The 25,588-nt window shown below is 62.9% G+C and carries 24 protein-coding genes; 14 read left to right on the top strand and 10 right to left on the bottom strand.

The features are described 5' to 3' along the window. Positions 1-50 precede the first annotated feature (50 nt). On the bottom strand, positions 51-602 hold the full coding sequence (locus tag METAC_RS0112095; protein ID WP_026607237.1) for a carboxymuconolactone decarboxylase family protein: 552 nt from the start codon (positions 600-602) through the stop codon (positions 51-53). 289 nt (positions 603-891) lie between these two features. Between METAC_RS0112095 and guaB the strand changes: the two genes are divergently transcribed. The 4 genes from guaB to METAC_RS0112075 all read left to right on the top strand — a co-directional run bounded on the left by guaB (position 892) and on the right by METAC_RS0112075 (position 6,628). Next, entirely contained in the window at positions 892-2,382 is a 1,491-nt protein-coding gene (gene guaB, locus METAC_RS0112090; protein ID WP_026607236.1) for an IMP dehydrogenase, read from the top strand. Between the two features lie 38 nt (positions 2,383-2,420). Beyond that, positions 2,421-2,858: an MAPEG family protein gene (locus tag METAC_RS0112085; protein ID WP_026607235.1), complete on the top strand. Its 438-nt coding sequence runs from the start codon at positions 2,421-2,423 to the stop codon at positions 2,856-2,858. After that, positions 2,855-4,147: an RsmB/NOP family class I SAM-dependent RNA methyltransferase gene (locus METAC_RS0112080; RefSeq protein ID WP_026607234.1), complete on the top strand. Its 1,293-nt coding sequence runs from the start codon at positions 2,855-2,857 to the stop codon at positions 4,145-4,147. The genes METAC_RS0112085 and METAC_RS0112080 overlap by 4 nt, the downstream gene beginning before the upstream one ends. A gap of 321 nt (positions 4,148-4,468) precedes the next feature. Continuing rightward, complete coding sequence (locus METAC_RS0112075; protein ID WP_026607233.1) at positions 4,469-6,628, top strand: malate synthase G; 2,160 nt, start codon at positions 4,469-4,471, stop codon at positions 6,626-6,628. Between the two features lie 51 nt (positions 6,629-6,679). Here METAC_RS0112075 and METAC_RS0112070 read toward each other — a convergent pair whose 3' ends face one another. Both METAC_RS0112070 and METAC_RS0112065 read right to left on the bottom strand, forming a co-directional pair. Then, positions 6,680-7,918, bottom strand: coding sequence for an extracellular catalytic domain type 1 short-chain-length polyhydroxyalkanoate depolymerase (locus METAC_RS0112070; RefSeq protein WP_026607232.1), 1,239 nt, complete (start codon positions 7,916-7,918; stop codon positions 6,680-6,682). Between the two features lie 38 nt (positions 7,919-7,956). Continuing rightward, positions 7,957-8,376, bottom strand: coding sequence for a hypothetical protein (locus METAC_RS0112065; protein ID WP_026607231.1), 420 nt, complete (start codon positions 8,374-8,376; stop codon positions 7,957-7,959). 502 nt (positions 8,377-8,878) lie between these two features. Here METAC_RS0112065 and METAC_RS0112060 point away from each other — a divergent pair. The 10 genes from METAC_RS0112060 to METAC_RS23385 all read left to right on the top strand — a co-directional run bounded on the left by METAC_RS0112060 (position 8,879) and on the right by METAC_RS23385 (position 17,647). After that, the gene (locus METAC_RS0112060) at positions 8,879-10,816 is read left to right on the top strand and encodes a methyl-accepting chemotaxis protein (protein WP_026607230.1); all 1,938 of its coding nucleotides are present in this window, start codon (positions 8,879-8,881) and stop codon (positions 10,814-10,816) included. Next, a complete protein-coding gene (locus tag METAC_RS0112055) occupies positions 10,817-11,128 on the top strand; it encodes an STAS domain-containing protein (protein WP_026607229.1) in 312 nt (103 codons plus the stop codon). Then, a complete protein-coding gene (locus METAC_RS0112050; RefSeq protein WP_026607228.1) occupies positions 11,125-11,490 on the top strand; it encodes a response regulator in 366 nt (121 codons plus the stop codon). The genes METAC_RS0112055 and METAC_RS0112050 overlap by 4 nt, the downstream gene beginning before the upstream one ends. 21 nt (positions 11,491-11,511) lie before the next feature. Next, positions 11,512-13,704 (top strand): chemotaxis protein CheA, encoded by a 2,193-nt coding sequence (locus tag METAC_RS0112045; protein WP_026607227.1) that lies wholly within the window; start codon positions 11,512-11,514, stop codon positions 13,702-13,704. A 4-nt stretch (positions 13,705-13,708) separates the two neighbouring features. After that, positions 13,709-14,176, top strand: a complete 468-nt coding sequence (locus tag METAC_RS0112040) for a chemotaxis protein CheW (protein WP_036255504.1) — start codon at positions 13,709-13,711, stop codon at positions 14,174-14,176. After that, positions 14,173-15,084 (top strand): CheR family methyltransferase, encoded by a 912-nt coding sequence (locus METAC_RS23390; protein WP_036255501.1) that lies wholly within the window; start codon positions 14,173-14,175, stop codon positions 15,082-15,084. The genes METAC_RS0112040 and METAC_RS23390 overlap by 4 nt, the downstream gene beginning before the upstream one ends. Next, the gene (locus tag METAC_RS0112030; RefSeq protein WP_026607225.1) at positions 15,081-16,127 is read left to right on the top strand and encodes a protein-glutamate methylesterase/protein-glutamine glutaminase; all 1,047 of its coding nucleotides are present in this window, start codon (positions 15,081-15,083) and stop codon (positions 16,125-16,127) included. The genes METAC_RS23390 and METAC_RS0112030 overlap by 4 nt, the downstream gene beginning before the upstream one ends. 13 nt (positions 16,128-16,140) lie before the next feature. After that, positions 16,141-16,530, top strand: coding sequence for a response regulator (locus tag METAC_RS0112025; protein ID WP_026607224.1), 390 nt, complete (start codon positions 16,141-16,143; stop codon positions 16,528-16,530). Beyond that, on the top strand, positions 16,527-17,117 hold the full coding sequence (locus METAC_RS0112020; RefSeq protein WP_051335545.1) for a chemotaxis protein CheD: 591 nt from the start codon (positions 16,527-16,529) through the stop codon (positions 17,115-17,117). Before METAC_RS0112025 ends, METAC_RS0112020 begins: the two co-directional genes overlap by 4 nt. A gap of 104 nt (positions 17,118-17,221) precedes the next feature. Continuing rightward, positions 17,222-17,647 carry a hypothetical protein gene (locus METAC_RS23385; protein WP_036255499.1) on the top strand — a complete coding sequence of 142 codons (426 nt, stop codon included), beginning with the start codon at positions 17,222-17,224 and terminating at the stop codon, positions 17,645-17,647. A gap of 2 nt (positions 17,648-17,649) precedes the next feature. On the opposite strand, the gene METAC_RS0112010 is transcribed toward METAC_RS23385, so the two are convergent. The 7 genes from METAC_RS0112010 to METAC_RS0111970 all read right to left on the bottom strand — a co-directional run bounded on the left by METAC_RS0112010 (position 17,650) and on the right by METAC_RS0111970 (position 25,321). Further along, a complete protein-coding gene (locus METAC_RS0112010; protein WP_026607222.1) occupies positions 17,650-18,048 on the bottom strand; it encodes a group III truncated hemoglobin in 399 nt (132 codons plus the stop codon). A gap of 87 nt (positions 18,049-18,135) precedes the next feature. Beyond that, entirely contained in the window at positions 18,136-18,618 is a 483-nt protein-coding gene (locus METAC_RS0112005) for a molybdenum cofactor biosynthesis protein MoaE (protein WP_026607221.1), read from the bottom strand. After that, positions 18,615-18,866, bottom strand: coding sequence for a molybdopterin converting factor subunit 1 (gene moaD, locus METAC_RS0112000; protein ID WP_026607220.1), 252 nt, complete (start codon positions 18,864-18,866; stop codon positions 18,615-18,617). Before moaD ends, METAC_RS0112005 begins: the two co-directional genes overlap by 4 nt. A 134-nt stretch (positions 18,867-19,000) precedes the next feature. Further along, a complete protein-coding gene (gene pgsA, locus METAC_RS0111995) occupies positions 19,001-19,594 on the bottom strand; it encodes a CDP-diacylglycerol--glycerol-3-phosphate 3-phosphatidyltransferase (protein WP_026607219.1) in 594 nt (197 codons plus the stop codon). Between the two features lie 138 nt (positions 19,595-19,732). Then, positions 19,733-21,850: an excinuclease ABC subunit UvrC gene (gene uvrC, locus METAC_RS0111990; protein WP_084143605.1), complete on the bottom strand. Its 2,118-nt coding sequence runs from the start codon at positions 21,848-21,850 to the stop codon at positions 19,733-19,735. Between the two features lie 282 nt (positions 21,851-22,132). Continuing rightward, the gene (locus METAC_RS25210) at positions 22,133-23,788 is read right to left on the bottom strand and encodes a right-handed parallel beta-helix repeat-containing protein (protein WP_051335544.1); all 1,656 of its coding nucleotides are present in this window, start codon (positions 23,786-23,788) and stop codon (positions 22,133-22,135) included. Positions 23,789-24,454: 666 nt separating this feature from the next. Further along, positions 24,455-25,321: an FkbM family methyltransferase gene (locus METAC_RS0111970; RefSeq protein ID WP_026607216.1), complete on the bottom strand. Its 867-nt coding sequence runs from the start codon at positions 25,319-25,321 to the stop codon at positions 24,455-24,457. Positions 25,322-25,588 lie beyond the last annotated feature (267 nt).

Raw genomic sequence — 25,588 nt, 5'->3', positions numbered from 1 at the left:
CTGTGGACGCCGCCGAGCTTCCATTTGTGGATTTGGCGCTTTTGCGCAGCTCAGGCCGCCCGGCGCGCCTCAACCATTGGAAAGTCGACGTCGGTCGCGAAAACGTTGTTCACGTAATTGGTCAGCCCGTTGAGCGCGACGTGGACGACGATTTCAATGATCTCGGCGTCGGAATAACCGGCGGAGCGAACGGCTTGAAGATCGGCCTCGGCGACCGCGCCGCGCTCAGTCGTGACCTTGCTGGCGAAGCGGACCGCGGCGTCGGCCTTCGGGTCATTCGATCGTCCGTCACGATTGGCCGCGATCTCGGCGGCGTCGAGCTTCGCCAAATGGGCTGCGAGATAGCCGTGGGCGGAATTGCAATAGGCGCATCCGTTCACATTGGCCACGGCGAGCGCGATTCTTTCCCGTGTCGCCGCATCGAGCTTCCCCTTGGCGAGCGCGCCATTGAGGCCGAGATAGCCTTGGAGCGATTCGGGGCTCGTCGCAATGAGCCGGAACATATTGGGGACGAGGCCGAGCTGGCTTTTCACCGCGTTGAGCAATGGCCTGGCCGCGATCGGGGCTGCGTCGACGGAATCGGGAATTGCAATGCGCGCCATGATCAATCTCCTTGGTTTGCGAAAGGACTGTCGGGTTCGAGAGAGGGCTTTCGAGTATGGCTTGGTCGCCTCCCTCACGACGCGTTGTTTATACCGAACATTCGGTACAAAGGCAAGCCTATTCGTCCGCGGACGCTGTGGCGGCGTCATGCGCAGGTCCTTCCTTTGCGCTTTGTCACAGGCATGCTAAGAGCCCCCGGCAACTCTCGGTCGAAGCGAATCCGCTGGAATCGTTTCCCGCACGCGCTCTGGCGGCATCGTCGCCCGAGGTTCATCACGGAGTTTGCATTTGGCTCTCATTAAACGGCCCGCGCTTGCGGAAGCGCTCACTTTCGACGATGTGCTGCTTCAGCCCGGCCATTCTCAGGTCCTGCCGGGCGCCGTAGCGCTCAAGACGAGGCTCACCTCGTCGATCAGCTTGAACATCCCTCTCGTTTCCTCCGCCATGGATACGGTGACCGAGGCGCGGCTCGCCATCGCGATGGCTCAGGCCGGCGGCATCGGGGTCATTCATCGCAATCTCGATCCTTCCGAGCAGGCCGAGGAGGTCCGCAAGGTCAAGCGCTTCGAGAGCGGCATGGTGGTCAATCCGATCACCATTTTTCCGGATGAAACTCTCGCCGATGCTTTGGCGCTCATGCGCCAGCATGGCATTTCGGGCATTCCGGTCGTCGAGCGAGGACTCGGCGGCAAGCCGGCGAAGCTTTGCGGCATTCTGACCAATCGCGACGTTCGATTCGCCGATAATCCGCTGCAGCCGGTTTCGGAGCTGATGACCAAAGCGCTCATCACGGTGCGCGAAGGGGTGAGCCAGGACGAGGCGCGTCGACTCCTGCACCAGCACCGGCTCGAGAAGCTCATCGTCGTGGACGATGAGTTCCGCTGCGTCGGCCTCGTCACCGTCAAGGACATGGAGAAGGCGACGCTGCATCCCGACGCCTGCAAGGACGCCGAGGGACGGCTCAGGGTCGCGGCGGCCTCGACGGTCGGCGACCACGGTTTCGAGCGCGCACTCATGCTGATCGACGCCGGCGTCGATTGCCTCGTCGTCGATACGGCCCATGGCCATTCGCAATCGGTGCTGGATCAGGTCACTCGGCTGAAGCGGGCGTCGAACAAGGTCTCCCTCGTGGCCGGCAATGTCGCGACGGCCGACGGGACCAAGGCGCTGATCGACGCCGGCGCGGACGCCATCAAGGTCGGCATCGGCCCGGGCTCGATCTGCACGACGCGCATCGTCGCCGGCGTCGGCGTGCCCCAACTCACCGCGATCATGGATTGCGCGGAGGCGGCGCGCGCCGCCAATATTCCGGTCATCGCCGATGGCGGCATCAAATATTCCGGCGATCTCGCCAAGGCGATCGCCGGCGGCGCCGATTGCGCCATGATCGGCTCGCTATTCGCCGGCACCGATGAAAGTCCCGGCGAGGTCTATCTCTATCAGGGCCGCTCGTTCAAAGCCTATCGCGGCATGGGCTCGGTCGGGGCGATGGCGCGCGGCTCCGCCGACCGCTATTTCCAGCAAGACATCAAGGATCATCTGAAGCTGGTGCCGGAAGGCGTCGAAGGTCAGGTTCCCTATCGCGGGCCGATCGGTGCGATCGTCCATCAACTGGCCGGCGGCTTGCGCGCCGCCATGGGCTATGTCGGGGCGCCGACGATCGAGGAGTTCCAGGCGCGCGCCACTTTCGTGCGCATCTCGGCCGCGAGCCTTCGCGAAAGCCATGTGCATGACGTCGCGATCACGCGGGAGAGCCCGAACTACCCCACAGGGGCGTGACGCGTCGCCTTAGGCCAATTCCTCCAGTCAGAAGCGCCATGACCATCCAATCCATTCTTCTGCCGCTCTTCGTCCAGATCGGCCTCACATTTTCGCTGGTCTTATGGGCCGCGATAGAGCGTCGCAACGTCCTCCTGCGCGGAGAATTGACGTGGCGCGACATCGCGCTGAAGCAAACGCCCTGGCCCGGGCGTGCGCTGCAAGTGAGCCAATCCTTCGCCAATCAGTTCGAGATCCCAGTCTTGTACTACGTCCTGGTCCTCCTGGCGCTCGCGACCAAAAAGGCGGATCTGGCCTTCGTGGTCATGGAGTGGCTCTTCGTCTCGAGCCGCCTTGCCCATGCCTATGTCCATACGACCTCCAATCACGTCCCGACGCGCGGCAAGATCTTCGTCGTGGGAGTCGTCATCCTGGTCCTGATGTGGGCGATCTTCGCGATCCGCATCCTTCTCGCGCCTTCCTTCGGAGGCCTATGACGCCCGGCGCGCGGATCGCGGCGGCGGTCGAGGTTCTTGACGACATCGAGGCGCGGCGACGGCCAGCCGGCGACGCCCTGAAGGATTGGGGCCTTGGGCATCGGTTCGCGGGCTCCAAAGATCGCGCGGCGATCGCCACGCTCGTCTTCGACGCGCTGCGCCGGCGCGCCTCCTCGGCCTATGTCATGGCCGAGGAGACGAGCCGCGCGATCATGCTGGGCGCCTTGCGTCTTGCCCGAGGCGTGAGCCTCGAGGAGATCAGCGCACTTTGCTCGGGCCAGGGGCATGCGCTTTCGCCCTTGCTCGAATCCGAGGCCGGTCGGCTCGCCGCTCTGGATCTCGCGGGCGCTCCTCTCCACGTGGCGGGCGATTTTCCGGAATGGCTCGAGCCGTCCTTCGTCGCGGTTTTCGGCGAGGCGGCGGTCGAGGAGGCCCGCGCGCTCGCGGCCCGCGCCCCGCTCGACCTGCGCGTCAATACGCTGAAGGCCACGCACGAGAAGGCGCTTGCGAGCCTCGCCCACTTGCGGCCGGAGCCGACGCCCTTCTCCCCCGTCGGCCTGCGCTTGCCCTTGACCGCGGACGGACGCGGCGCAGCGCTCGCCGCCGAGCCGGCCTATGTCAAAGGCCTCGTCGAAATCCAGGACGAAGCCTCGCAGCTTGCGGCGCTTCTCGCCGCGGCCAAGCCCGGCGAGCAGGCGCTCGATCTGTGCGCAGGCGCGGGCGGCAAGACCCTGGCGCTTGCGGCGGCGATGGGGAACAAAGGCCAAGTCTATGCGAGCGACGCCGACGGACGCAGGCTGGCGCCGATCCATGCGCGGCTCGAGCGCGCCGGGGTGCGCAATGTTCAGGTGCGCCCGCAGCGCGCCGGGGCGGATCTCCTCGCCGATCTCGAGGGCCGCTGCGATCTCGTCGTCGTCGATGCGCCTTGCACCGGGACGGGAACGTGGCGGCGCAACCCCGACGCCAAATGGCGGGTGAGGCCCGGCGCGCTCGAGCAGAGGATCGGGGATCAGGATCGCGCCCTCGCGGATGCTGCGCGTTTCGTGAAGCCTCGCGGACGGATGCTTTATGTCACCTGTTCGATTCTGCGCGAGGAGAACGAGGACCGGCTCGCGGCTTTCCTCGCGGGTCATGACGATTTCACGAGCGTGCCGGCGCGTGAAATGGCCGAGGCCGCCGATTTGTCGGAACTCGCCGTCTTCGCGTCGCGGTTTGGATATGGCTTGCGCCTGACGCCCTATGCGAGCGCAACAGACGGCTTCTTCGTCGCCATGCTGGCGCGGCGCTGATTTCAATTGGTGCGCATCTGTGCAGATCGGGGGTCTTTTCTCTCGGCGGCGACCCTGGCCTTCTCGCGCTTGCGAGCTATATGAAGCCAAAAAATAGCCACGGGCTTCGCCGCGCGGACCAGGCCCCTTTCGGGGCGAAGCTCGGACGGATGAAGGGAGGCTCGGGAGGCCGTGGGCGTTGCGATTTCGTTACGGCGAAAGTCGCTGCGCATCGAGGAGGGCGCGCTGATCTCTGAGGTCGCGGCGCAAGAACGGCGTCGGGTCTTTCAGCGCCGATTCTCGCTGCGACGCCCCGATGATCCTCGAGTGAACGAGACGCAAATGGCATATGTGCAAATCGATAAAATCAGCGTTGCGGCGGTCTTGCATGATTTCATTCGAGACGAAGTCCTGCCGGGGACCGGCGTCGAAGCCGATCGATTCTGGACCGGCGTCTCGGCGCTGATCTCGGAGTTCGGTCCCCGCATACGCGCCCAATTGCGCTTTCGCGACGAGCTACAGCAAAAGATCGACGATTATCACCGCGCGCATGCGCGGGAGCCGCATGATGCAGCAGGTTACCAGGCCTTTCTGCATGAGATCGGCTATCTTGAGCGGGCGCCGGGCGATTTCGCGATTCGCACCGAGAATGTCCTGGAGGTCGCCCGCGTCTCGGGACCGCAACTCGTTGTGCCGGCGTCTAACTCGCGCTACGCGCTCAACGCCGCGAATGCGCGTTGGGGCAGCCTTTACGATGCGCTCTACGGCACGGATGTGATACCCGAAACCGACGGCGCCGCGCGTGGCAAAGGCTACAACAAGGTGCGCGGCGCGCGCGTGATCGAGTGGGTTCGCAATTTTCTCGACGAGGTGGTCCCGCTCGCGGGCGGCCCTCACAAAGCGGTGGTCGATTACAGGGTCATAGGCGGCGAGCTTGTCGCCGTGCTCGACAATGGTCTCGAAACGAGGCTGCGCCACCCCGGCAGGTACGCCGGACACAAGAAAATCTCGTCCGATTCCTTCGTCGTTCTCTTGCGCCATCATGGCTTGCACATCGAGCTCCATATCGATCACGGCAGCCTCGTCGGCGCCGAGAGCAAGGCCGGCGTCGCCGATGTGGTTCTCGAGGCGGCGCTCAGCACGATCATCGACCTCGAGGACAGCGTCGCGGCGGCGGATGCCGACGACAAGGTCGCTGTCTATCGAAATTGGCTCGGCCTGATGAAGGGCGACTTGACCGCGTCGCTCGAAAAAAGGGGGCTGCTCGTTGAGCGTCGGCTCGCCGAAGACCGCACCTATGTCGATCGCGAGGGCGCGCCGATGACCTTGCACGGGCGCAGCCTTCTGCTCGTCCGAAATGTCGGCCATCACATCGAGACGGATGCGGTATTGGACCCGGATGGGCGGCCGGTCCCCGAGACCATCGTCGACGCCGCCGTCACCGCGCTCATTGCGCTCCACGATCTAAAGCGCGCGGAAGGCCCCCACAACAGCCGCAGCGGTTCGGTCTATATCGTGAAGCCGAAAATGCACGGGCCCGCGGAAGTCGCGCTCGCTGACGCGCTTTTCGGCCGCGTCGAGGATATTTTGAAGTTGCCGTCGCACACGCTCAAAATGGGGATCATGGACGAGGAGCGGCGCACGAGCCTCAACCTGAAGGCCTGTATCGCGGCTGCGGCGGATCGCGTGTTTTTCATCAACACCGGCTTCCTCGACCGGACCGGCGACGAGATTCACACCTCGATGGAAGCGGGCCCGATGATCCGCAAGAACGAGATGAAATCAACCGCCTGGATCGCGGCCTATGAGGATTCGAATGTCGACATTGGCCTCGCCTGCGGCCTGCCGGGCCGCGCGCAAATCGGCAAAGGCATGTGGGCTGCGCCGGACCTGATGGCCGACATGCTGAAGCAGAAGATCGCTCATCCGATGGCGGGCGCGAACACTGCCTGGGTGCCTTCGCCGACCGCCGCGACGCTCCATGCGCTGCATTATCACAGGGTCGACGTCGCAAGCCGGCAGAAAGAGCTGCGCAAGCGCCCGCCGGCGCGGCTCGCCGACATGTTGACGATTCCGGTCGCCAAGATAAATTTTGCGCCTGCCGACGTTCAGGAGGAGCTCGACAATAATTGCCAAGGCATTCTCGGCTATGTTGTGCGCTGGGTCGATCAGGGAATTGGGTGCTCGAAAGTGCCTGACGTCCATGACGTTGGGCTGATGGAGGACCGCGCGACTCTCCGCATCTCGAGCCAACATATCGCCAATTGGCTGCATCATGGCGTCGTGACGCGCGAGCAAGTCCAGGCGACTCTGGAGCGCATGGCGGCGGTTGTCGATCGTCAGAACGCCGGCGATCCGCATTATCGCCCTATGGCGCCGGGATTCGACGGCGCGGCCTTCCGCGCGGCGTCGGAATTGATCTTCAACGGGCGCGATCAGAAGAATGGCTATACCGAATGGATCCTTCACGCCAAAAGGCGCGAGGCGAAGGCGATCGGTTAGAGCGGCGAGCGGGGCTCAAATCGCCCAGCGTTGGCGCGCCGGGCGTCCGCCTCAAGTCTTCGACTTGTGCTTGTCTGGGCCGTCCAGGAAAAAGCGCAACATCTCGCGCGAGGCGTCTGGTCCTTTCGGGTCCGTGTAGGAGCCTTCTGGCCTACCCCCGGACCAGGCGTGCCCCAGACCTTCGATCGCCCAATATTCTACATGTGGCGCACCGCTCGCGTCGGCGATGACGGTGCGGGCATAGGGTCGGCCTCCCTCCGAGAGCCCCTTATGCGTCTGTTCCGTCGTGCCCTCGAGCCCGGCCCGCGCCGTCGCAATGATCGTTTCGGCGTTGGACGGATGCACGGTCGAGTCGGATTCGCCGTGAAAGACGATGGTCCTGACGCGTCCCTTGCCGGCGCGATGGGTCGCTTTGCCAGCGAGGCCGCGCATGGCCGCGAAAGCGGATGATGCGTCGCTCGCCGAGCCATAAGGCAAGCCGGAGTGAATGCCGACTCCGCCGTAGAGCTCGGGATAGGTGGCGCTCATGATCGCCGCCATCGCGCCTCCCGCGGAAAGGCCCGCGACATAGACCCGCCTGGGATCGATGTCGAATTCCTCGATGATGGCGCGGGTCATTCCAGCGATGATGCTCGGCTCGCCAGAGTCGCGAATCTGGTCGCCGGCGTTGAACCAGTTCCAGCAGCCTGTTTGATTCGCGCGCTTCGATTGCTTCGGATAGGCGACGATAAAGCCACGATCCTGCGCGAGCGCATTCATCCCCGTGCCCCGCGCGAAATCATCGGGGTCCTGCGTGCAGCCGTGCAGCATGACGAGCAAGGGAAGCTTGCCGTCGACGTTGCTTGGAACATAGAGCTTGTAATCTCTCTCCCCCGCATCCGCGGCGAAGGCGCGGGTTAGAAATGCGTCGCCGACGGGCGCGGCCGGCGCTTTGCGCGGCTGATCCGGTGGGCTCGACGGCGCATCGAGCAAGGCGGGGTCGGGTTGTGGCGCTGGGTACCAGACCGCGGCGATCGAGTCCCGCATAAAGGCGGCCGGATCGAGAATTGCGACCGTGCTGGGCGGCGGGACAAGGCTCGCCGAATCGACCCTGCGGCTGCGCTTCCCGGATCCGGAGAAGGCTTTGGCGGCCGCGCCGAGCCAAGCGTTGTCCTCGCGGCTCCCTTTCTGCTGATTGCCGAGGTCTTCCGCCGAAAGGGCGCGTGCGATCGTCTGCGTCGCCTCGACGACATTTTGGCGGCGTGTCAGCTCGGCGGCCTTGCGCATGGCGGCGCCCAAAAGGGTCTTCATGATCTGTCCTTGCATTGGAAAGGCATAGGCCTCGGCGGTCACCGAATTCGATCGGAGAGCGCGGTTTTGACCGCCTTGCTGGCCTGAAGGGCCCCGAGAACGGTGATGGATTCGATCGTCGCGAGCGCGAGCTCGGGCGTGACGTCGTCCGCGATCGTCGCGAGCCCGACGACTTGAATGCGCAGTTTTTCTCCGGCGTCGCGCGCCGCCTCCAATTGGTCGCGCCGATAACGCCGCAGCCCGACTTCGAGAGTCTGCCGCGCCATGGATTGCTTGACGACGTCGGCGTGAGCGGAAAGCTGATTGCGGATCGCGGTTCGGATCAGGTCGGTGCGATTGGAGTAAAAGCCCTCCCGCACGAGCAAATCGATCGATCCCAAGTCGACATAGCCCAAATTGATCGTGATCTTTTCGCTCTCGCCTGGGCCTTCGCGTAAGCGATGAATATCCGCGGTCACCGATCGACTCCATCAGCCATCTATTTGGATGGTATATGGATGGCCTAACCCCGAAACGCAAGCGGATGCGGCTCACATTGGGACAATTTTCGCGCGCAAGTTTCGGAAGCAGCGTGTTCGGCAACGGGGAAATATCGGACAGGCGGATCCGATTCCGGCGTGCCGCGCCGATCTAAAATGCGCAATAAGTATCGTTAATATGTAATATATACATATGTTATATTAGTATTAATGCAAATTATAGGCAAAAATTCTATAAAATTGTATGTATATTATATTTGACGTTGAGAATTTATTCAGTGTTGCGGCGCATAAACTCGTTCTCATGCGAGATCGTGTGATTCTATTTTGCTTCGAGCGTCGGACGGCTGTGTGGGAGCGAGCGGCCAATGACTGGCGCCGCATCCTTCCAAGGATCGGACCGAAGCCGGAGCGAGGGTCTCTGCTTCAGTTCCGCAATCGTCACGCAACGCGTCGAGCCAACTAGTTTTCGCGAGGCAGCATGTCGCTTTCAAATCTCTCCATCATTCGCAAGCTCGGGGTCGGCTTCGCTTGCGTTCTCGTCGCCGTCGCCGTCATGAGCGCGACGCTTTTCGCGGTCATGAGGACTCTCGATTCCGCCGCCGCTCTCAACGAGAAATCCTACGCGGTCGTCGACGATCTCGCGCGCGCAATCACCGCCGTCTCGGAGCAGGGGCGGATCGCGCGGGGCTATCTGATCACCCGCGACCAGCATCACGTCGATGGATATAATGATGCGGTCCAAGACTTCGCCGCCTCGATCGCAAAGGCGCGACGGGACGCGGCCGGTTATCCCGAAGTCCTCGCCCTCCTCGACAAGGTCGACGCGGCGGCCGTCGCTTGGCGGACGGAATATGCCGACGCCGTGATCCGTTTGACGCGCGAAAACGCGACGTCGGACCAGGGCGCCGACCTCATTAAATCCGCGAGAAACGCCGAATCCCTCGCCGCCGTCCAGTCGGCTGCGAAAAACGCGCGGACGCAAATCGACGCTTGGTCAGCAGCGACGCAAAGGGACCAGGACTGGTTCATGGGCCTCGCCCGTCTCTCCTTGGTCGTCGGCGGCCTCACGACAGTGGGCTTCGCGATCTTAGTCAGCTGGTGGATGTCGCGCGCCATCGCTCTTCCAGTGACGAAAATGACCGAGACGATGAACGCGCTGGCAGGCGGCGACGCGTCGGTCGTCGTCCCCTTCGTCGGTCGCAAGGACGAGCTCGGCCGCATGGCCGCCGCAGTCCAGACCTTCAAGGACGCGGCGATCGCCAAGACGAGAAAACAGGCCGAGGAGGCCGAAGCCGTCAAGGCTTGGCAAAAAGAGGACGAGGAGCGCGCCGCCCGTGAGGCCGAAGAGGCGCGGCAGGACCAGATCGCGATCACTGGTATTGGCGCGGGGCTGCGTCGGCTCGCCGAAGGCGATCTCGTTTATCGGATCGAAACCGTCTTTGCGCCGAAGACCGAAATGTTGCGCACCGATTTCAACAGTGCGGTCGAGAAGCTGCAGCGCGCGATGCAGGCGATCCACGTCAACACCCACGGCATCCATTCTGGGAGCGGCGAAATTTCTTCGGCCGCTGACGACCTGTCGCGGCGCACGGAGCAGCAGGCTGCGAGCCTCGAGGAGACGGCGGCGACGCTCGATGAGATCACGGCGACTGTCAAGAACACGGCGGAAGGCGCCCTTCATGCGCAGGAACTCGTGTCCAGCGCCAAATCGGACGCCGATCAGAGCGGCGAGATCGTGCGGCAGGCGATCGCGGCGATGGGCGGCATCGAGAAATCGTCGCAGCAGATCGGCCAGATCATCGGCGTCATCGACGAGATCGCCTTCCAGACCAACCTCCTTGCATTGAACGCCGGCGTCGAGGCGGCGCGGGCGGGAGACGCCGGGCGGGGCTTCGCCGTGGTGGCCTCGGAGGTGCGCGCGCTGGCGCAGCGCTCCGCCGAGGCGGCGAAAGAGATCAAGAGTCTGATCTCCGCCTCGACGACCCAGGTGGGGCAGGGGGTGGATCTCGTCGGCGAGACCGGCAAGGCCCTGGGCCGCATCGTCGCTCAGGTCGCCGAGATCAATTCCGTCGTCGCGACCATTGCGGCGAGCGCGCAGGAGCAGGCGACGGCTCTACACCAGGTCAATTCGGCTGTGAACCAGATGGATCAGGTGACCCAGCAGAACGCGGCGATGGTGGAGGAGACGACGGCGGCTGCGCATTCCCTGAGCCAGGAGAGCGAGGAGCTCGCGCGTCTGCTCGGGCGCTTCCAGGTTGGCCAGGAGCCGGCGGTCGCGGTCGAGCCGATCCGCATCAAGCCGCGCCCCGCGCTGGCCGCCAAGCCGGTTCACAGGACGCTCAAGGCGCCCGCGCGGGGCGGCGCTCTTCGCAAGCTGGAAGCGGCGCCGGCCGAGGAAAGCTGGGAGGAGTTTTAAATGTCCGTCGCGACCTCCAGCGGCGCCTGCGCCGCCCCCGTGATCGAGCTTCCGGAAATTCTCGATTTGAAGGCGGCGGCGGCGCTCGCCGCCGAATTCCTCGGCCATAGGGGCGAGGAGCTGACGGTCGACGCCTCTCGCGTGCGGCGCCTCGGCGGCCAGTGCCTGCAGGTGCTTCTCTCCGCCGCCATGACGTGGAGAGCCGACGAGGTCCTGCTCGCCTTCGTCAACCCGTCCCCCGACTTCGTCGAAGGCCTTGCGCGACTTGGAATCGCGCGAGCGGATTTCATCGATCAGGAACAGCCGCAATGAACAAGACAGTGCTCACAGTCGACGACTCGCGCACCATGCGCGACATGTTGATGCTGGCTCTCTCCGACGCCGGCTATCGTGTGGTGCAGGCCGAGGACGGGCTGCACGGCCTGGAGGTGCTACAGGGCGAGACGCCCGACGTCATCGTCACCGACATCAACATGCCTCGGATGGACGGCTTCGGCTTTATCGAAGGCGTGCGCGGCGACGAACGCCATCGTGCCATTCCGATCCTCGTGCTCACAACGGAAAGCGACGCCGAGAAAAAGGATCGGGCCCGACGCGCTGGCGCGACCGGCTGGATCGTGAAGCCCTTCGACCCCGTGAAGCTCGTCGCCGCCATTCGCCGCGTCGCCGCCTGAAACATTGAAGGATGAGCGTCCATGGATCCTATGGCGGCGATCAAGCAGACTTTCTTTCAGGAATGCGAGGAGCAGCTCGCGGAGCTTGAGGCGGGGCTGCTCGCCATTCAAGACGGCGGCTATGACGGCGAGACGGTGAATGCCGTCTTTCGCGCCGTCCATTCCATCAAGGGCGGCGCCGGCGCGTTCAGCCTCGACGACCTTGTCCATTTCGCGCATGTCTTCGAGACCGCTTTGGATCATGTCCGCTCTGGCCGGCTCGCGCCGTCGCATGAGGTGCTCGGCACGATGCTGCGCGCGGCTGACGCGCTCGCGGATCTCGTGCGCGCCGCACGGGACGACGGCAGCGTCGACGCCGGCCGCTGCGACGCGCTCGCCGACGCGCTTCGCGCGCTTGATCCGGACGCCGCGCAGGCCGATGAGGAAGCCGACGGCGACGATGGAGAAATCATCGATTTCCAGCCGGTTCCCCTCGACCAATCGATCTTCGACGACGATCTCGCCACGGGCTCTGTCCCGAGCCAAAGCCTGTTTTTGATCCGCTTCAAGCCGAAGCCCGTTCTCTACGCCAAGGCGAATGAGGCGGCTGTGCTTTTGCGCGAACTTGCCGGGCTCGGCGAAATGACCGTCGCGTGCGATTCCTCCGCCTTGCCGCTCTTGTCGGAACTCGATCCGGAAGGCGGCTATCTCTCTTGGAGCATCGAGCTCAAGACCGAGCAGGACGAAGCGGCCGTCCGTGAAATCTTTGAATTCGTCGAATGGGATTGCGATCTCGAGATCGAGCGCCAGATCGGCGAGGCGCCGGGCGAGCCCGACGTCGCCGCCCTGATCGAGAAAATGCAGGCTGCCGTCGAAGCCGAGCTTTCCGCGCTGGGGCCGACTCCGATCCCGGTCTCAGAGGCGGAGCCAGCGGTTATCGATTTCGCCAAGGCGCGCGAAAAAAAGAGCCTGCAGTCGGCCGGCGATCAGGGAGCGCAGCGGGCCGATCCGGCCTTGGCCGGCGCCGCCGCTCAGACAACGATTCGGGTCGATCTGGATCGAGTCGACCGGCTGATCAACCTGGTCGGGGAACTCGTCATCAATCAGGCGATGCTGGCGCAACGGGTCCAGGAGGCGGGGCTCGCGCGGGCGTCCGGCGTGGCCTCGGGCCTCGACGAGCTTGAGCAACTGACCCGGGAGATTCAGGATAGCGTGATGGCGATCCGCGCGCAGCCGGTGAAATCGGTTTTTCAACGCATGCCGCGCCTGGTGCGCGAGGTCGGAGCGATGACCGGCAAGCTGGTGCGACTCGTCACTGAGGGCGAGAAAACCGAAGTCGACAAGACCGTCATCGAGCGTCTCGCCGATCCCTTGACTCATATGATCCGCAACGCAATCGACCATGGGCTCGAGACGCCGGAGGCGCGCTTGGCCGCCGGCAAGCCGGAGGAAGGCCTCGTCCACCTGTCCGCCGCACATCGGTCCGGTCGGATCGTCATAGAGGTGTCGGACGACGGCGCGGGAATCAATCGCGCGCGGGTCAAGGCGCTGGCTATTGGGAAGGGCCTGATCCCCGCCGACGCAGCCCTGACCGACGACGAGATCGACAATCTGATCTTTCTACCGGGATTTTCGACCGCCCAGACCATATCCGACATTTCGGGGCGAGGCGTCGGGATGGATGTCGTGCGGCGCTCGATTCAGGCGCTCGGCGGCCGCATTTCGATCACGTCTCGGCCGGGCCACGGCTCCACCTTCACCATGAGCCTGCCGCTGACCCTGGCCGTGCTCGATGGGATGGTCGTGACGGTGGCGGAGCAGACTCTCGTCGTGCCTCTGACCGCCATCGTCGAGACGCTGCAGCCGAAAGTCGCGGACGTGCATGGTTTCGGCGGCGGCGCGCGGGTGATCGCCATCCGCGAGCATTTCACGCCCTTGATCGACGTCGGCCGCGAGCTCGCCTATCGGCAGGGCGACGCCGATCCGCTGAGCTGCGTGGCGCTTCTCGTCGAATGCGAGGGCGGCTTTCGCAGCGCGCTCCTCGTCGATGCGATCCTGGGCCAGCGCCAGGTCGTCATCAAGAGCCTCGAGGCCAATTACCGCCACGTTCAGGGCATCGCGGCCGCGACCATTCTCGGCGACGGCCGCGTGGCCTTGATCCTCGACGTCGACGCCGTCGTCGCAAGCTCGCGCGCGGACGCCTCCTTCGAACAGCTTCTCGCAACAGCAGGCTGAGACCATGACCGAGATCACTAGGACAGATTTGACGAGCGCCCGCGAGCTCATCGCCTTCCGCATCGGAGCCCAGGAATTTTGCGTCGACATCATGTCGGTGCGCGAGATCCGCGGTTGGACTCCGGCGACGGCCCTCCCGCAATCGCCTGGCTTCGTGCGCGGCGTCGTGAATTTGCGCGGCGCGGTGCTGCCGATCGTCGATCTCGCAGCTCGGCTCGGCTTCGCGCCGGCGGAGCCGACCGCGCGCCATGTCATCATCGTCGCCCAGATCGAGACCCGAGTCGTCGGCCTCCTGGTCGACGCGGTCTCCGATATTTTGACAGTGACCGACGATCTCATCCAGGCGGCGCCGGACGTCGCTTCGGACATGGTGAAGACCTTTGTTCGCGGCGTCCTCGCGATCGACCGGCGCATGATTAGCCTGATCGCGCTCGATCACCTGCTGCCGGCCGTCGAGCGAGAGGCGGCATGAACAACGCTCCTTGTTTCGATGCAGCGGCGGAGGGCCCGCCCGGACTCGTCCCCGGCGAATTCACGCTCTCCCGGGCCGATTTTCGGCAAATCGCGTCGATGCTGCACGCCGACGCCGGCATTCATCTGCCGGAATCCAAGGCAGCCCTCGTCTATTCGCGGCTGGCCAAAAGGCTGCGCGCGCTCGGTCTTGCGAGCTTTCGCGACTATTGCGCCCTCGTCGCCGGAAACGAGGGCCTCGACGAGCGCCAAAAAATGCTCGCCGCCCTGACGACGAACGTGACCCGCTTCTTTCGCGAGCCGCATCATTTCGAGCTTCTCGAGAAGCAGGTCCTGCCGCCGCTGCTCGACGCAGCCCGTTCGGGCGAGCGCGTGCGGCTCTGGTCGGCCGCGTGCTCCAGCGGCCAGGAGCCCTATTCGATTGCGCTCACAATTCTCTCGCTGATGCCGGACGCCGGCCGGCTCGACGTCAAGGTGCTTGCGACCGACATCGATCCGAACATTCTCGCGGAGGCGCAGCGCGGCGTCTATTCCGAAAGCGTCATCGACGCGGTTCCCGCGGCGTTGCGGGCGCGCTGGTTCACGTCGCTGCGCGGCGACCATCGAAGAGGCGCGCCGAAATCCTATAGCGTCGGCGAGGCGTTGCGGGAGCTTGTCGCGTTTCGCGAGCTCAATCTGATCGGACCTTGGCCGATGAAAGGTCTCTTTCAAGCGATTTTCTGCCGCAACGTCGTAATCTATTTCGACGAGGCGACGCAGGCCAAGCTTTGGAGCCGCTTCGCTCCGATGCTTTCTCCTGGAGGCCGCCTCTATATCGGCCATTCGGAACGGATCTCAGGGCCGGCCGCCGCTTTGTTCGAGAGCGAGGGCGTCACCGCCTATCGTCTGCGCCGTGGAGCTGGAGCATGAAGCCGGTCCGCGTTCTCGTTGTCGACGATTCCAGGACGGTGCGGAGCCTCATTCGCACGTTGCTCGGCCGCGATGGCGGCGTCGAAGTGATCGGCGAGGCCGCCGATCCGCATGAGGCCCGAGCGGCGATCAAGGCCTTGAACCCCGACGTGATCACGCTCGACGTCGAGATGCCGAAAATGAGCGGCCTTGAATTTCTCGACAAGATCATGCGGCTGCGCCCGACTCCGGTGATCATGGTTTCGAGCCTGACCGCGAGCGGCGCTTCGACCGCGATCGCCGCGCTCGAAATGGGCGCGTTCGATTGCATCGCCAAACCGGGGCCCGGCGAGCAGAACAGCTTCGCCGAGATTCTCGCGGCGAAAGTCAAGGCGGCCGCCGGATCGCATCCACGGCTCAATCCAGCGCAATTCGGATCTGCTCCCCAAGCCGCTTCGGCGCCGCCGGCGCGGCGGGCCGCTTATCGGCCGGACGGGCGCATCGTGGCCATCGGCGCCTCGACCGGGGGCGTCGAGGCGCTCATCGCCGTCCTGTCCGAATTTCCGCCGAACTGCCCGCCGACGGTCATCACCCAACACATGCCGGCGACCTTCACAAAAACATTCGCCGAAAGGCTCGACCGTCTGAGCAAGCCTTCCGTCAAAGAAGCGTTCGACGGCGCGCCGCTTGTTCCAGGCCATGTCTATCTTGCGCCCGGGGGCGCGACCCATCTTGAGGTCGCGGCGACGGCGCCGTTCCACTGCCGCCTGGTGAAGGCCGATCCGGTCAATGGGCACAGGCCCTCGGTGGATGTGTTGTTCCTGTCCGTGGCGAAAGCCGCCGGCGCGCGTTCCCTCGGGGTCATCCTCACCGGGATGGGCCGAGACGGGGCCGACGGCCTTCTCGCCATGCGCCGGGCGGGCGCAATGACGCTCGGCCAGGATGAGGCGTCATGCCTGATCTATGGAATGCCGAAAGCCGCGTTCGAACGCGGCGCAATTCAGATGCAAGCTCCATTGAATAAAATCTCGACGGAAATCCTGCGCAATACTTGCTCGGAATGAGAGGGACCGACCCATGCCGTTCGCATCCGCCTTGCGCGTCTTAATCGTCGACGACCAGCTCACGAGCCGGCTGCTCATTCGCGGCGGTCTCCAGGAACTTGGAATCACCGACATAGAAATGGCCGCCGATGGCGAGCAGGCGTTCAAGATCATGACCGCCAAGGTTCCTCATTTGGTCATTTCCGACTTCAACATGCCGAAGATGGACGGAATAGCTTTTCTCCGGGCCATCCGAAATTATGAGCCGACCAAAAAATCAGCCTTCATTCTTATGACTGGGCGCGGCGATAAGGAGCTGATCGAGCGGGCCAAGCAACATGGCGCCAATAATGTGCTCGCAAAACCGTTCACGGTCCCTGTGCTGAAGGCGCAGATCGAGGGCGTCGTCGGGCGTCTGAAATGACGCGCGACAATGTTGAGGCCGAGGTAGGCCCCTTTGTCGCGGCTAGAGAGCGGCGCGTCCATATCATCCAGGGTGAATATTACGTCAGCGACGACCCTCATGTGGTGTTGACGACCTTGCTCGGCTCATGCGTCGCCGCTTGCCTGCGCGATCCCATCGCCGGGATCGGCGGGATGAATCATTTTCTTTTGCCGGGGCAGGACGTCCCTCTGGCCGGGGGCGAGGCCGGATCGCAGGGGCGGGAAGCCGAGCGCTACGGCGTCCATCTGATGGAACTGCTCGTGAACGGGCTTTTGCGCTCCGGCGCGCGCCGCGAAAGGCTGGAGGCGAAGCTCTTCGGCGGCGCGCGGACCATGGAGGGCCTGTCGGACATCGGCGGTCTGAACGCAGGCTTTGCGGAGCGCTTCTTGCGCAATGAAGGCATTCGCATGATCGGCGGGAGCCTGCGCGGCGATCAGGGACGCCGCATTCAATTCTGGCCCGTGTCGGGACGCGCGCGGCAGGTCTTCTTGAGCCCGGCCCAGATTCCGCCGCCGCGGCCGAGCCCTGCGCCTAAGCCCTCGGGCGGCGCGGTCGAGTTCTTTTAATTCGCTCCCTCGCGATTCGAGCGACGCTGCGGCGTCGTTGGGAGCGGCGCAAGGTAAAACAGCGGCGCGGATTCGCGCCTTCGTGTAGAGAAAGTGGCTTCACAATGCGCGGCACGCTCTCGCCGATTCAAGCAAAAGCCCCTGACGACGCAGTTGCAGACGCGCAAGCGCCGATTGGCGATCTGCTCGTCCGGGTTAGCGCCGAATTGGCGCATCTCGGCCAAATGCTCGATGACCTCGAAGCCGTGGTCGGCAGGCTGATCATTGAGGCGGGACGACGAGATCCAGATGTGATGCATCATGCGCAAGGCTTCGACCACATCGGTCAAAAAATTTCCGGCCTGGCGGACTTTCTTGCGGCGCTTGCGCCGAGCGCGCCGCGCCATTGGCTCATCGATCCAGGGCTCGCGGCGCGGGCGCTGACCCTCGCCGACTTGGCCTCGCGTCTCGGCGCGCCCGGGGCGTGGTCTCGGCCAAATGAAAAACTCGACTCCACCACCTCCAATCGGGGCGATTGCGAGCTGTTTTAGTCTCAACCCGGGCGGCGGGCGGGATTGCCGTCGGCGTCGACGAAAGGGAAAATTCCGGCCTTGAAGCTTTCGGCCATGTGATTGGCCTTGGCGAGCGCCTTGTCGGCGAGTTCGGCCGGCAAGGTCGCTTTGGCGGTTTCCTCGAACAAATCCAGCCAGCGCTGGAAATGCTCGATCTCAACCGGCAGGTTCATATGAACGACGAAGGGGGAGCCGCTATACCGATTGGTGCCGAGCAGGGCCTTGGACCAGAAATCGCTCACGACGCGCAAGTGAACGTCCCAATCATGGACATTCGCATTGAAAATCGGCCCGAGCAGCGAGTCCAGCCGGGCCTTGCGATAGAATTCGCGAACGCAATCGGCGATGGCCTGTTCCTCGATCGCTTGCCTCAAACCCATCGCACGTCCTTCCGTCAATCTCCAGCCGAGCTGGCTACCACGCGATCGCATTATATTTAAGAAATAAATAGCGAACGTGCAAAGGCTTCAGCGGCCCCATTTTTCGGCGGCGGCGTCATCTTCCTGTTTCGCGCCGACCCAAGCCGAGCCGATCTCGACGTCGGTCCCGGAGCGCGCATGCTGCTTTTTCCAAAAGGGGGCCCGAGTCTTCAGGTAATCCATGAGAAAAGAAGCCGCGTCGAAAGCCGCGCCGCGATGGGCGCTCGCCGTGATGACCAGGACGATAGGTTCGCCGGGCGCGATCAATCCGTAACGGTGGATCACGAGAAGGCTCGCGAGCGTCCAGCGCGCTGCGGCGTCGACGGCGACGCGCGCGATCTCGGCCTCGGCCATACCGGGATAGTGCTCGATCTCGAGAGCCGCCAGAGTCCCTCCTTCATCGCGACAAAGCCCTGTAAAGGTCACGACGGCTCCTATATCCGTGCGGCCTTGCGTGAGCTTCGCGGCCTCCTCGCCGGCGTCGAAGATTTCTTTTTGGACCCGAATGATCGGTTCGGCGCTCAAGCTCATCCCCCGGTCATCGGCGGAAAAAAGGCGATTTCCCGCGCGGTCGCGATGCTGGCGTCATGCTTGACATGGGCATGGTCGATCGCGGCCCTGATCGTCTTCTTGTTTTCGAAAGCGGCGGCGTAACCTTCCCCTTGGTCGCTGAGCCAATCGATCAAGTCGGAGACAGTCGCAACGCCTTCGGGAGGGGAGATGTGCTCATCGGTCTTGCCGATGCGCTCGCGCACCCATGCGAAATAGAGAGCCTTCATGGTTTTCGCTCCACTGCGACAGGGCGGGGGACCGTTTTAATACAAGGTCTCGACGCATGTTTGATCGAAAAAATTCGATCAAACTTTTAAGTCGCGTTCACTCTTAGGCCGAGCAAGGCCATTCGCGCAAAGTCTCAGGCGTCCATCTGCATCAATCCGGCCTTCAGATAATCCCATCCGGTATAGAGTGTGAGAAGCGCCGAGATCCAAAGGAGCGAGAGGCCGATCAGGGTCGCGCCGGGCAGGACTTCATCTCCGGCGGGGCCGGCGATCAGAAACCCGAGGGCGACGAGTTGAAGCGTCGTCTTCCATTTGGCGATTCGGCTGACCGGAATCGAGACCTTGAGCATGGCGAGAAACTCGCGCAATCCCGACACCAGGATCTCGCGACATAGAATGATGATCGCCGCCGAAAGGGAATAGCTGGCGATCGTATGATCCGCGACCAGCATCATCAAGACCGCGGCGACGAGCAACTTATCCGCGATTGGGTCCAGCATCTGGCCAAGGGCGGATTGCTGCGAAAGCGCGCGCGCGAGATAGCCGTCGAGGAAATCGGTGATGCCGGCGGCGATGAAAATGCCGAGCGCGACCCAGCGCATCCATCCTATTTCCGACCAAAATAGGCAGCCGACGACGACGGGCACAGCCGCCACCCGGCCATAGGTCAAAAGATTGGGCAGGCTCCATGTCCGGCTTGGATGCGTCGAAAGCGTTGTGATCGCCATGGCTCCCGCAAGATCCTTTCGAGAGCGGCGATCCCGCTCCGATCAGTTAGAATTAGTCTAGAATCGTCGCCATTCCGCGATACGTCAAGAGCGCCGCAGCATAGACGGCAGGACCGCCTAAAACGCGACAATAGCGCCTTATCCGCCGCGCTCGTGAAAAAAATCATATACGAGCCGGGCCGTCGCCGCATTGACCCCCGAAACTTTTTCAAGATCGGCCAGGGCGGCTCTGGAAATCGCCTTGGCGGTCCCGAAAGCGTGAAGCAGGGCGCGCTTTCGCGCTGGGCCGACGCCGGCGATCTCATCAAGCGGGCTTTTGGTGAAATCCTTCTTGCGTCGGGCGCGGTGCGTTCCGATCGCGAAGCGATGCGCCTCGTCTCTTAGCCTTTGCACGAAATAAAGAGCCGGATCGCGCGGAGACAGCCGAAACGGCTCGCGTCCGGCGACGAAAAAGGTCTCTCGCCCGGCGTTGCGGTCGACGCCCTTGGCGATTCCGGCGATCGTCACATCGACGACGCCCAACTCGGACAAGATCGTTTGGGCGGCGTCGAACTGGCCCTGGCCGCCGTCGATCAGGATCAAATCCGGTTTGCGCGGGAAATCGTCTCGGCCGTCCCGGTCCTCGATTTCCGGCCCGGTATGTTCCGCGGCCTCGTGCGCGACGCTAGCCTCCCGCTCGATGGCGCTAGCCGCCGGGACGACCGCTTCTTCGCGCAAAAGCCTGGAGAAGCGTCGCTTCAACACTTCCCGCATCATCCCGTAATCGTCGCCGGGCGCGACATCGACGCTCCTGATATTGAAGGTGCGATAATGCGCCTTCATGAAGCCGCTCGCACCGGCGACGATCATGGCGCCGACGGCGTTCGCGCCCATGATGTGGGAATTGTCATAGACCTCGATCCGGCGCGGCGGCTCGGCGAGGCCGAACGCTTCGGCGAGCGCGGCGAGGAGCTTCTCCTGCGAGGCGGTCTCGGACAATTTGCGGCTTAGGGCCTCGCGCGCATTTTGCCCCGCCTGCTCGACGAGCTCTTTTTTCTCGCCTCTTTGCGGCGCCGCGATCTCGACCTTTCGGCCGGATCGGTCCGACAAGGCCTGCTCGAGCACCCCGCCGTTCTCGATTTGATGCGAAAGTAGGATCAGGCGCGGCGGCGGCTTATCGGCGTAGAATTGGGCGAGAAAGGAATCGAGCACTTCGACCGGGGCCAGGCTTTTATCCGCCCGTGGAAAATAGGCGCGGTTGCCCCAATTCTGATAGGTGCGGAAAAAGAAGACCTCGACGCAGAACTGTCCGGCCTCTTCGGCGATGGCGAAAACATCCGCCTCCTCGACTGTTCGCGGATTGACGCCTTGAGCGCCTTGAATTGCGGAGAGCGCGGCTATGCGGTCGCGCAGGCGCGCCGCCCGCTCAAACTCCATGAGTTCGGCCGCCGCGCCCATTTCCTGAGCGAGGGCGTCGCGAACCGCGCGGCTTTTGCCTGAAAGAAAATCGCGGGCCTCGCGCACGAGCAAAGCGTAATCCGCCTCGCTGATTTCGCCAGTGCAGGGGGCGGAGCAGCGCTTGATCTGATATAGCAAACAAGGGCGCGTGCGATTGGCGTAATAGCTGTCGCTGCAGGAGCGCAAGAGGAAGGCGCGTTGCAAGGCGTTCAAGGTGCGGTTGACGGCCCAGACGCTCGCGAAAGGACCAAAATAATCTCCTTTGCGGTTCCGCGCGCCGCGATGCTTGGTGATTTGCGCCGCCGCATGGTCGCCGCTGAGGAGGATATAGGGAAAGGACTTGTCGTCGCGCATCAACACGTTGAAGCGCGGCTTCATCTGCTTGATGTAATTCGTCTCGAGCAGAAGGGCTTCGGTTTCGGTCTCGGTGGAGACGAACACCATCGACGCGGTCAGGGCGATCATTCTCGCGATGCGATTGGTGTGGCCGACCGGGCGGACATAGCTCGCGATCCGGCTGCGGACGCTTTTCGCCTTGCCGACGTAAAGGACTTCGCCGTCGGCGCCGATCATTCTGTAGACGCCGGGACCGACTGGAGCGTGACGCCAGAAGCCGCGGATGACGGACGCGCCGCGGCGAACCGAAGCCGGGGCGGCCTCTTCCTCGTCGAGCGCGAGCTTAGGATCGGCCTCGGCGGCGGCGAAAATTTCGGCCTCTTCCACGATCGCGGCTTCGGCGGGCGGGAGAGGCTCGGTAGGACTGGAGGCGCCGCTCGGCGCTATGGACGGGGATGAGCCCGGCTTTTGAACGCGCGTCATGGGCGCAGATTTAGGCGATCCCTCGCGCCGTGAAAAGCTTCCTCGAAAAAGGAAAAGCCAAGGGTCTCTTGCGAAGGAGATTCGGGCCGGCGCGGTTTGGCGTCGGCCCGAGGCTTGGGGATGGTTTTGGGCCTTCGAGCATGTTCGGAAAAGGCGATCGACGTTCTTGGCGCTCAGACATTCGGATCTATCCGAAGTCTCATGAGAACCTGCTCGAGCTTATTGATCTGGCGCGCGTTTTGGTCGATTGGACGCGCCCGTCCAATCGGGGCGCGCTCGAACTCAATAGGCGCCGATATTGGGCGTCGTATCCGTCAAAAAGCCTTCGGGAAGGCCTGAGCCCTGAGCCGGGCTGGACGAGGTCAGCGTGAAATTCCCGCCCGTCGGCGCGACGAGGCCCGGGTTTTTCGAGAAATTCATCGACGAGCTGATCGATGCGCCGTTCCAGACCGCGACGCCCGCGCCCCAGTAGATGTTGTTGTTCCAGGTCACGCCGGTTCCCGGATAGGTGACGCCGGATATGCTCATCTTTCCTTCGTCCAACAGGGGCACGTTTTTCGCCAGGACGCCGGCGCCCGGCGTGGCCCAGGCGATGTTGTTGACCCAAGTCGTGTTGGTTCCGGCCATATTGCCGAGCTCGCCGCGCGCCGTGCCGTAATTGTTCACGTCGGTGAAGTTTCCGTAGGACGTGTTGTTCGCGACCACGACATTGCTCGACCGTCCGACCTGGATCCCATTGCCGCCATTGCCATAGACGAGATTGCCGACCACCAGGGTTCGCCCCGTATAGACCCCGACGCCGCTGCAGTCGAAGCAATCAACGATGATTCCCTCGCCGTCGGTGTGGCATCCGGCGCTCATGCCATAGGTCGAGCAGGCGAAGGTCTCGACATTGTTATAGGAGATATTATTGGCGACGATGTTATGGTAGTAGCTGCTGTCGGTCGAGGTCGCGGTGAAGCCGGTCGCGTTGACCGCAGAGGCGAGGCTGATGCCGCTGGTCTGGTAGCCGCTGGTTCCGGCGTTATTGTTCGAGGTGTTGCCGGCGATGATGTAATAGTCGCCGCTATTGACCGATATGCCGCTGCCGCCGCAATTATGGGCGTGGTTGTTGATGATCGTCAGGTGATGGGCGTGGTTGGACGGCACATTGTAGCCGCCGTCGATGCAATGGCCGGCGTTGGCGCCGCCGGACACGTCGAAGCCGTCGATGACGGCGTAGCTCGCCGGAAGCGTGACCGCCGAATAGCCGTTCGAGCTCGGCCCGACGATCTTGGCCGCCAGAGCCGTCGTCGAGCGCAACACGACGAAGCCGGTCTTGCTGTTCAGATTGCCGGCCTTGCCGGCGGAGTTCGTGACGGTCACGAATTCATTATAGGTTCCCGGCGCGACATTGACGCAGCCGCCGGCCGCAAGGGAGGCGTTCTTCGTCGTCGCGCGGGCGATCGTCCTGAACGGAGCGCCGGAGCTGGTTCCGGCGTTGCTGTCGCTGCCGCTCGACGCGTCGACATACCAGTTCGTGGAGCAGGAATAATAGGGCGTAGCCTGCGCCGCCGCAGGCAGGTTCGCGCCGGCCGTGCTCGAGGAAAGAGGCGTTCCCGTCGAAGTGGTCGATCTCGGATCGCTGGAGGCCTGATCCCAGGCCGATCCGTTCCATAGCCACCAGCTCCCATCCGTGGTGCCAGCATATATTTTGTTCTGGTAGAAGAGCAGAGTTTGGACGGAATTACAGGTTTGCGCTTGTTTGCCGTTGAGGTAGCAGATGCCGCTGCTAACGGTCCAGACGCCTCCGTTAGCGTCGACGATTTGTGTCGCCGATGGAATCGTCGTGCCGGATGTGGACGCCGCGTAACATCCGCTGCTTGTGAAAAGAAGCGCTACGCAAAAGAACGCCTTGATCAGCTTTTTTATGTTGTCACCTGTTACGAATAATCGCATGGAGTGATCTGGTCCTTGGATGGGTGCGAACGTTGCGGCCTGGAATACAAGAGGCGATAAAAGCTTCCTGTACATGGCGCCAAAATGAAGGTGTTCCTGTCTCAACGATTGATTCCCCCCGTAAATCACACAACGTTTGAGACAATACATTTACGTACTGCACTCAGACGAGCGGGGCTTTTTGAAATTCAAATATGACCAAAGGTTGCTCCGAACGAGCCGAAGCTTGGGTCGTTACTGGGCCATTTGTGCGCGACATTGCGTCAATTCATGTGCCGGCCCGCGACTTTGCGTTGTTGAGCAGGCGCGCCAAGCCTGGACGCGACGCCGATTTGGCTCGGAGCGATGTGGCGATTCCTTGGAGCAATGTGGCGATTTGCGGAAGCCCCAGGCGCGCCTCGCCGAGGGTCTCACGCGCGATCGGCGACGAGGTCGTGGGCGGCGCGCCGCGATGCTTTTTCTGCGTCAGCGCATGTTGTGATTGATGGGATTGATCTGAACGGCGAGAATATGCGCGAGCTTTTGACGATTGCGGGGCTGTTTATCAACGGCCGCAATGCGCGCGCCGCGCCTTATGTTGATCATGACGTCTTCGCGACGATCCTGAACCCAGCGAGTCGAAAATCAATTGGCGTCTTGTGCGGCGGAGCGCCCGAGGCAGGATCCTCACGCGACCGGGCGTTGGAGGCCGTCATTGACGTAGGACTGCGGCACGATGAATAGGTTGGAGCCGCTTATGATAATATTGGCGCAGCGGTATTCGTCTACATTCAATAGACCGGCGAGCGAGCCATTATTCGGAATAATGTCGTCGTGAGGTTCGATCAGGATGATCGGGCGGCTGCTCAACCAATGGTTGTTCTTCGATAACACGACGTTTTCGGCGCCCTCAATGTCGATTTTTAGAATGAATAGATCATCGTTCCGCGCGCCGAGAACCTCGGCCATGGTGATGGTGTCCACAGAGTCTCCGGGCTGGCCGTCGGCCTCCTGCTGCACCCGGATCATTGAAAAGCCCGACTCGTCAACCAGGGATAGCTTGGATTTTTCGTGCCAAAGCGCGTGATGCAAGACGCGCATCCGCGGGTTGTTTCCTACGTTTCGTTCAAGAATGGGGAGATTATGTGAACTCGCCTCGATCAGCAGAAAATCTGCTTTTGGAAACAAGGGCGATAAGAAAATCGACGTGAGGCCGATATTGGCGCCGGCGTCAACGATCAAGGGAACGCGCCCGAGCGTCAATAATGAATTGTATCTGCGTATAATCGCGTCGAATATTTTGAGTTTTCGGATGTCGTATTCGCGGTTGATGAACACCTCCCGATATGTCGCCAGATCGGTCGAGCGAGGCCGCAGCCAGACGCGATGCTTGTTTGGAGTGAGGGTCGAAACGGCCGCGGCGCAGAGTCCAGATTTGTATTTGATCAGGTGCTCGAGGGATTTGAGCGAGCCGGACCAAACGCCAAAAGCGGAGCAATATTCGTTAAATCGTCCAACAGCCGTAGAAATAGCGCCGGCGAAGGATTGCGGCATTTATCAACTCCAATAGGCCTGTTTGGGTGCAGCGAGAGTAGGGTGCGAAGTCGCCTTTTGGCTTATTGCCGATGCGGATGAGTTCTCCACGTCCGAGAATCTCGACGCCGCGCTGGAACGCATGTCACGGCGCGGCTGTGAAGTGGAGGCAAGCGCTCGGGAGACATTGTCTTGTTTGCTCAGGGATGGGCGGGGCGACCTGAAGGCGCGTCGACTGCCGAGATTGTCGCTCATTGAATCCGGTCGCGTCGCGGCCGTTGTGAGCGA

This window comes from Methylocapsa acidiphila B2 (assembly GCF_000427445.1).
Taxonomy (GTDB): domain Bacteria; phylum Pseudomonadota; class Alphaproteobacteria; order Rhizobiales; family Beijerinckiaceae; genus Methylocapsa; species Methylocapsa acidiphila.
This window is presented reverse-complemented; position numbering and strand designations above follow the sequence as displayed.

Coding starts and splice junctions, on each gene's coding strand:
- METAC_RS0112060 (WP_026607230.1), top strand. CDS start 8,879: ATGTCGCTTTCAAATCTCTCCATCATTCGCAAGCTCGGGGTCGGCTTC.
- METAC_RS0112050 (WP_026607228.1), top strand. CDS start 11,125: ATGAACAAGACAGTGCTCACAGTCGACGACTCGCGCACCATGCGCGAC.
- METAC_RS0112010 (WP_026607222.1), bottom strand. CDS start 18,048: ATGGGTTTGAGGCAAGCGATCGAGGAACAGGCCATCGCCGATTGCGTT.
- uvrC (WP_084143605.1), bottom strand. CDS start 21,850: ATGACGCGCGTTCAAAAGCCGGGCTCATCCCCGTCCATAGCGCCGAGC.
- METAC_RS0112080 (WP_026607234.1), top strand. CDS start 2,855: ATGACGCCCGGCGCGCGGATCGCGGCGGCGGTCGAGGTTCTTGACGAC.
- METAC_RS0112075 (WP_026607233.1), top strand. CDS start 4,469: ATGGCATATGTGCAAATCGATAAAATCAGCGTTGCGGCGGTCTTGCAT.
- moaD (WP_026607220.1), bottom strand. CDS start 18,866: ATGAAGGCTCTCTATTTCGCATGGGTGCGCGAGCGCATCGGCAAGACC.
- METAC_RS0112005 (WP_026607221.1), bottom strand. CDS start 18,618: ATGAGCTTGAGCGCCGAACCGATCATTCGGGTCCAAAAAGAAATCTTC.
- METAC_RS0112025 (WP_026607224.1), top strand. CDS start 16,141: ATGCCGTTCGCATCCGCCTTGCGCGTCTTAATCGTCGACGACCAGCTC.
- METAC_RS0112055 (WP_026607229.1), top strand. CDS start 10,817: ATGTCCGTCGCGACCTCCAGCGGCGCCTGCGCCGCCCCCGTGATCGAG.
- METAC_RS0112040 (WP_036255504.1), top strand. CDS start 13,709: ATGACCGAGATCACTAGGACAGATTTGACGAGCGCCCGCGAGCTCATC.
- METAC_RS0111970 (WP_026607216.1), bottom strand. CDS start 25,321: ATGCCGCAATCCTTCGCCGGCGCTATTTCTACGGCTGTTGGACGATTT.
- pgsA (WP_026607219.1), bottom strand. CDS start 19,594: ATGGCGATCACAACGCTTTCGACGCATCCAAGCCGGACATGGAGCCTG.
- METAC_RS0112085 (WP_026607235.1), top strand. CDS start 2,421: ATGACCATCCAATCCATTCTTCTGCCGCTCTTCGTCCAGATCGGCCTC.
- METAC_RS25210 (WP_051335544.1), bottom strand. CDS start 23,788: ATGCGATTATTCGTAACAGGTGACAACATAAAAAAGCTGATCAAGGCG.
- METAC_RS23390 (WP_036255501.1), top strand. CDS start 14,173: ATGAACAACGCTCCTTGTTTCGATGCAGCGGCGGAGGGCCCGCCCGGA.
- METAC_RS0112030 (WP_026607225.1), top strand. CDS start 15,081: ATGAAGCCGGTCCGCGTTCTCGTTGTCGACGATTCCAGGACGGTGCGG.
- METAC_RS0112045 (WP_026607227.1), top strand. CDS start 11,512: ATGGATCCTATGGCGGCGATCAAGCAGACTTTCTTTCAGGAATGCGAG.
- METAC_RS0112020 (WP_051335545.1), top strand. CDS start 16,527: ATGACGCGCGACAATGTTGAGGCCGAGGTAGGCCCCTTTGTCGCGGCT.
- METAC_RS23385 (WP_036255499.1), top strand. CDS start 17,222: ATGCGCGGCACGCTCTCGCCGATTCAAGCAAAAGCCCCTGACGACGCA.
- METAC_RS0112095 (WP_026607237.1), bottom strand. CDS start 602: ATGGCGCGCATTGCAATTCCCGATTCCGTCGACGCAGCCCCGATCGCG.
- METAC_RS0112070 (WP_026607232.1), bottom strand. CDS start 7,918: ATGAAGACCCTTTTGGGCGCCGCCATGCGCAAGGCCGCCGAGCTGACA.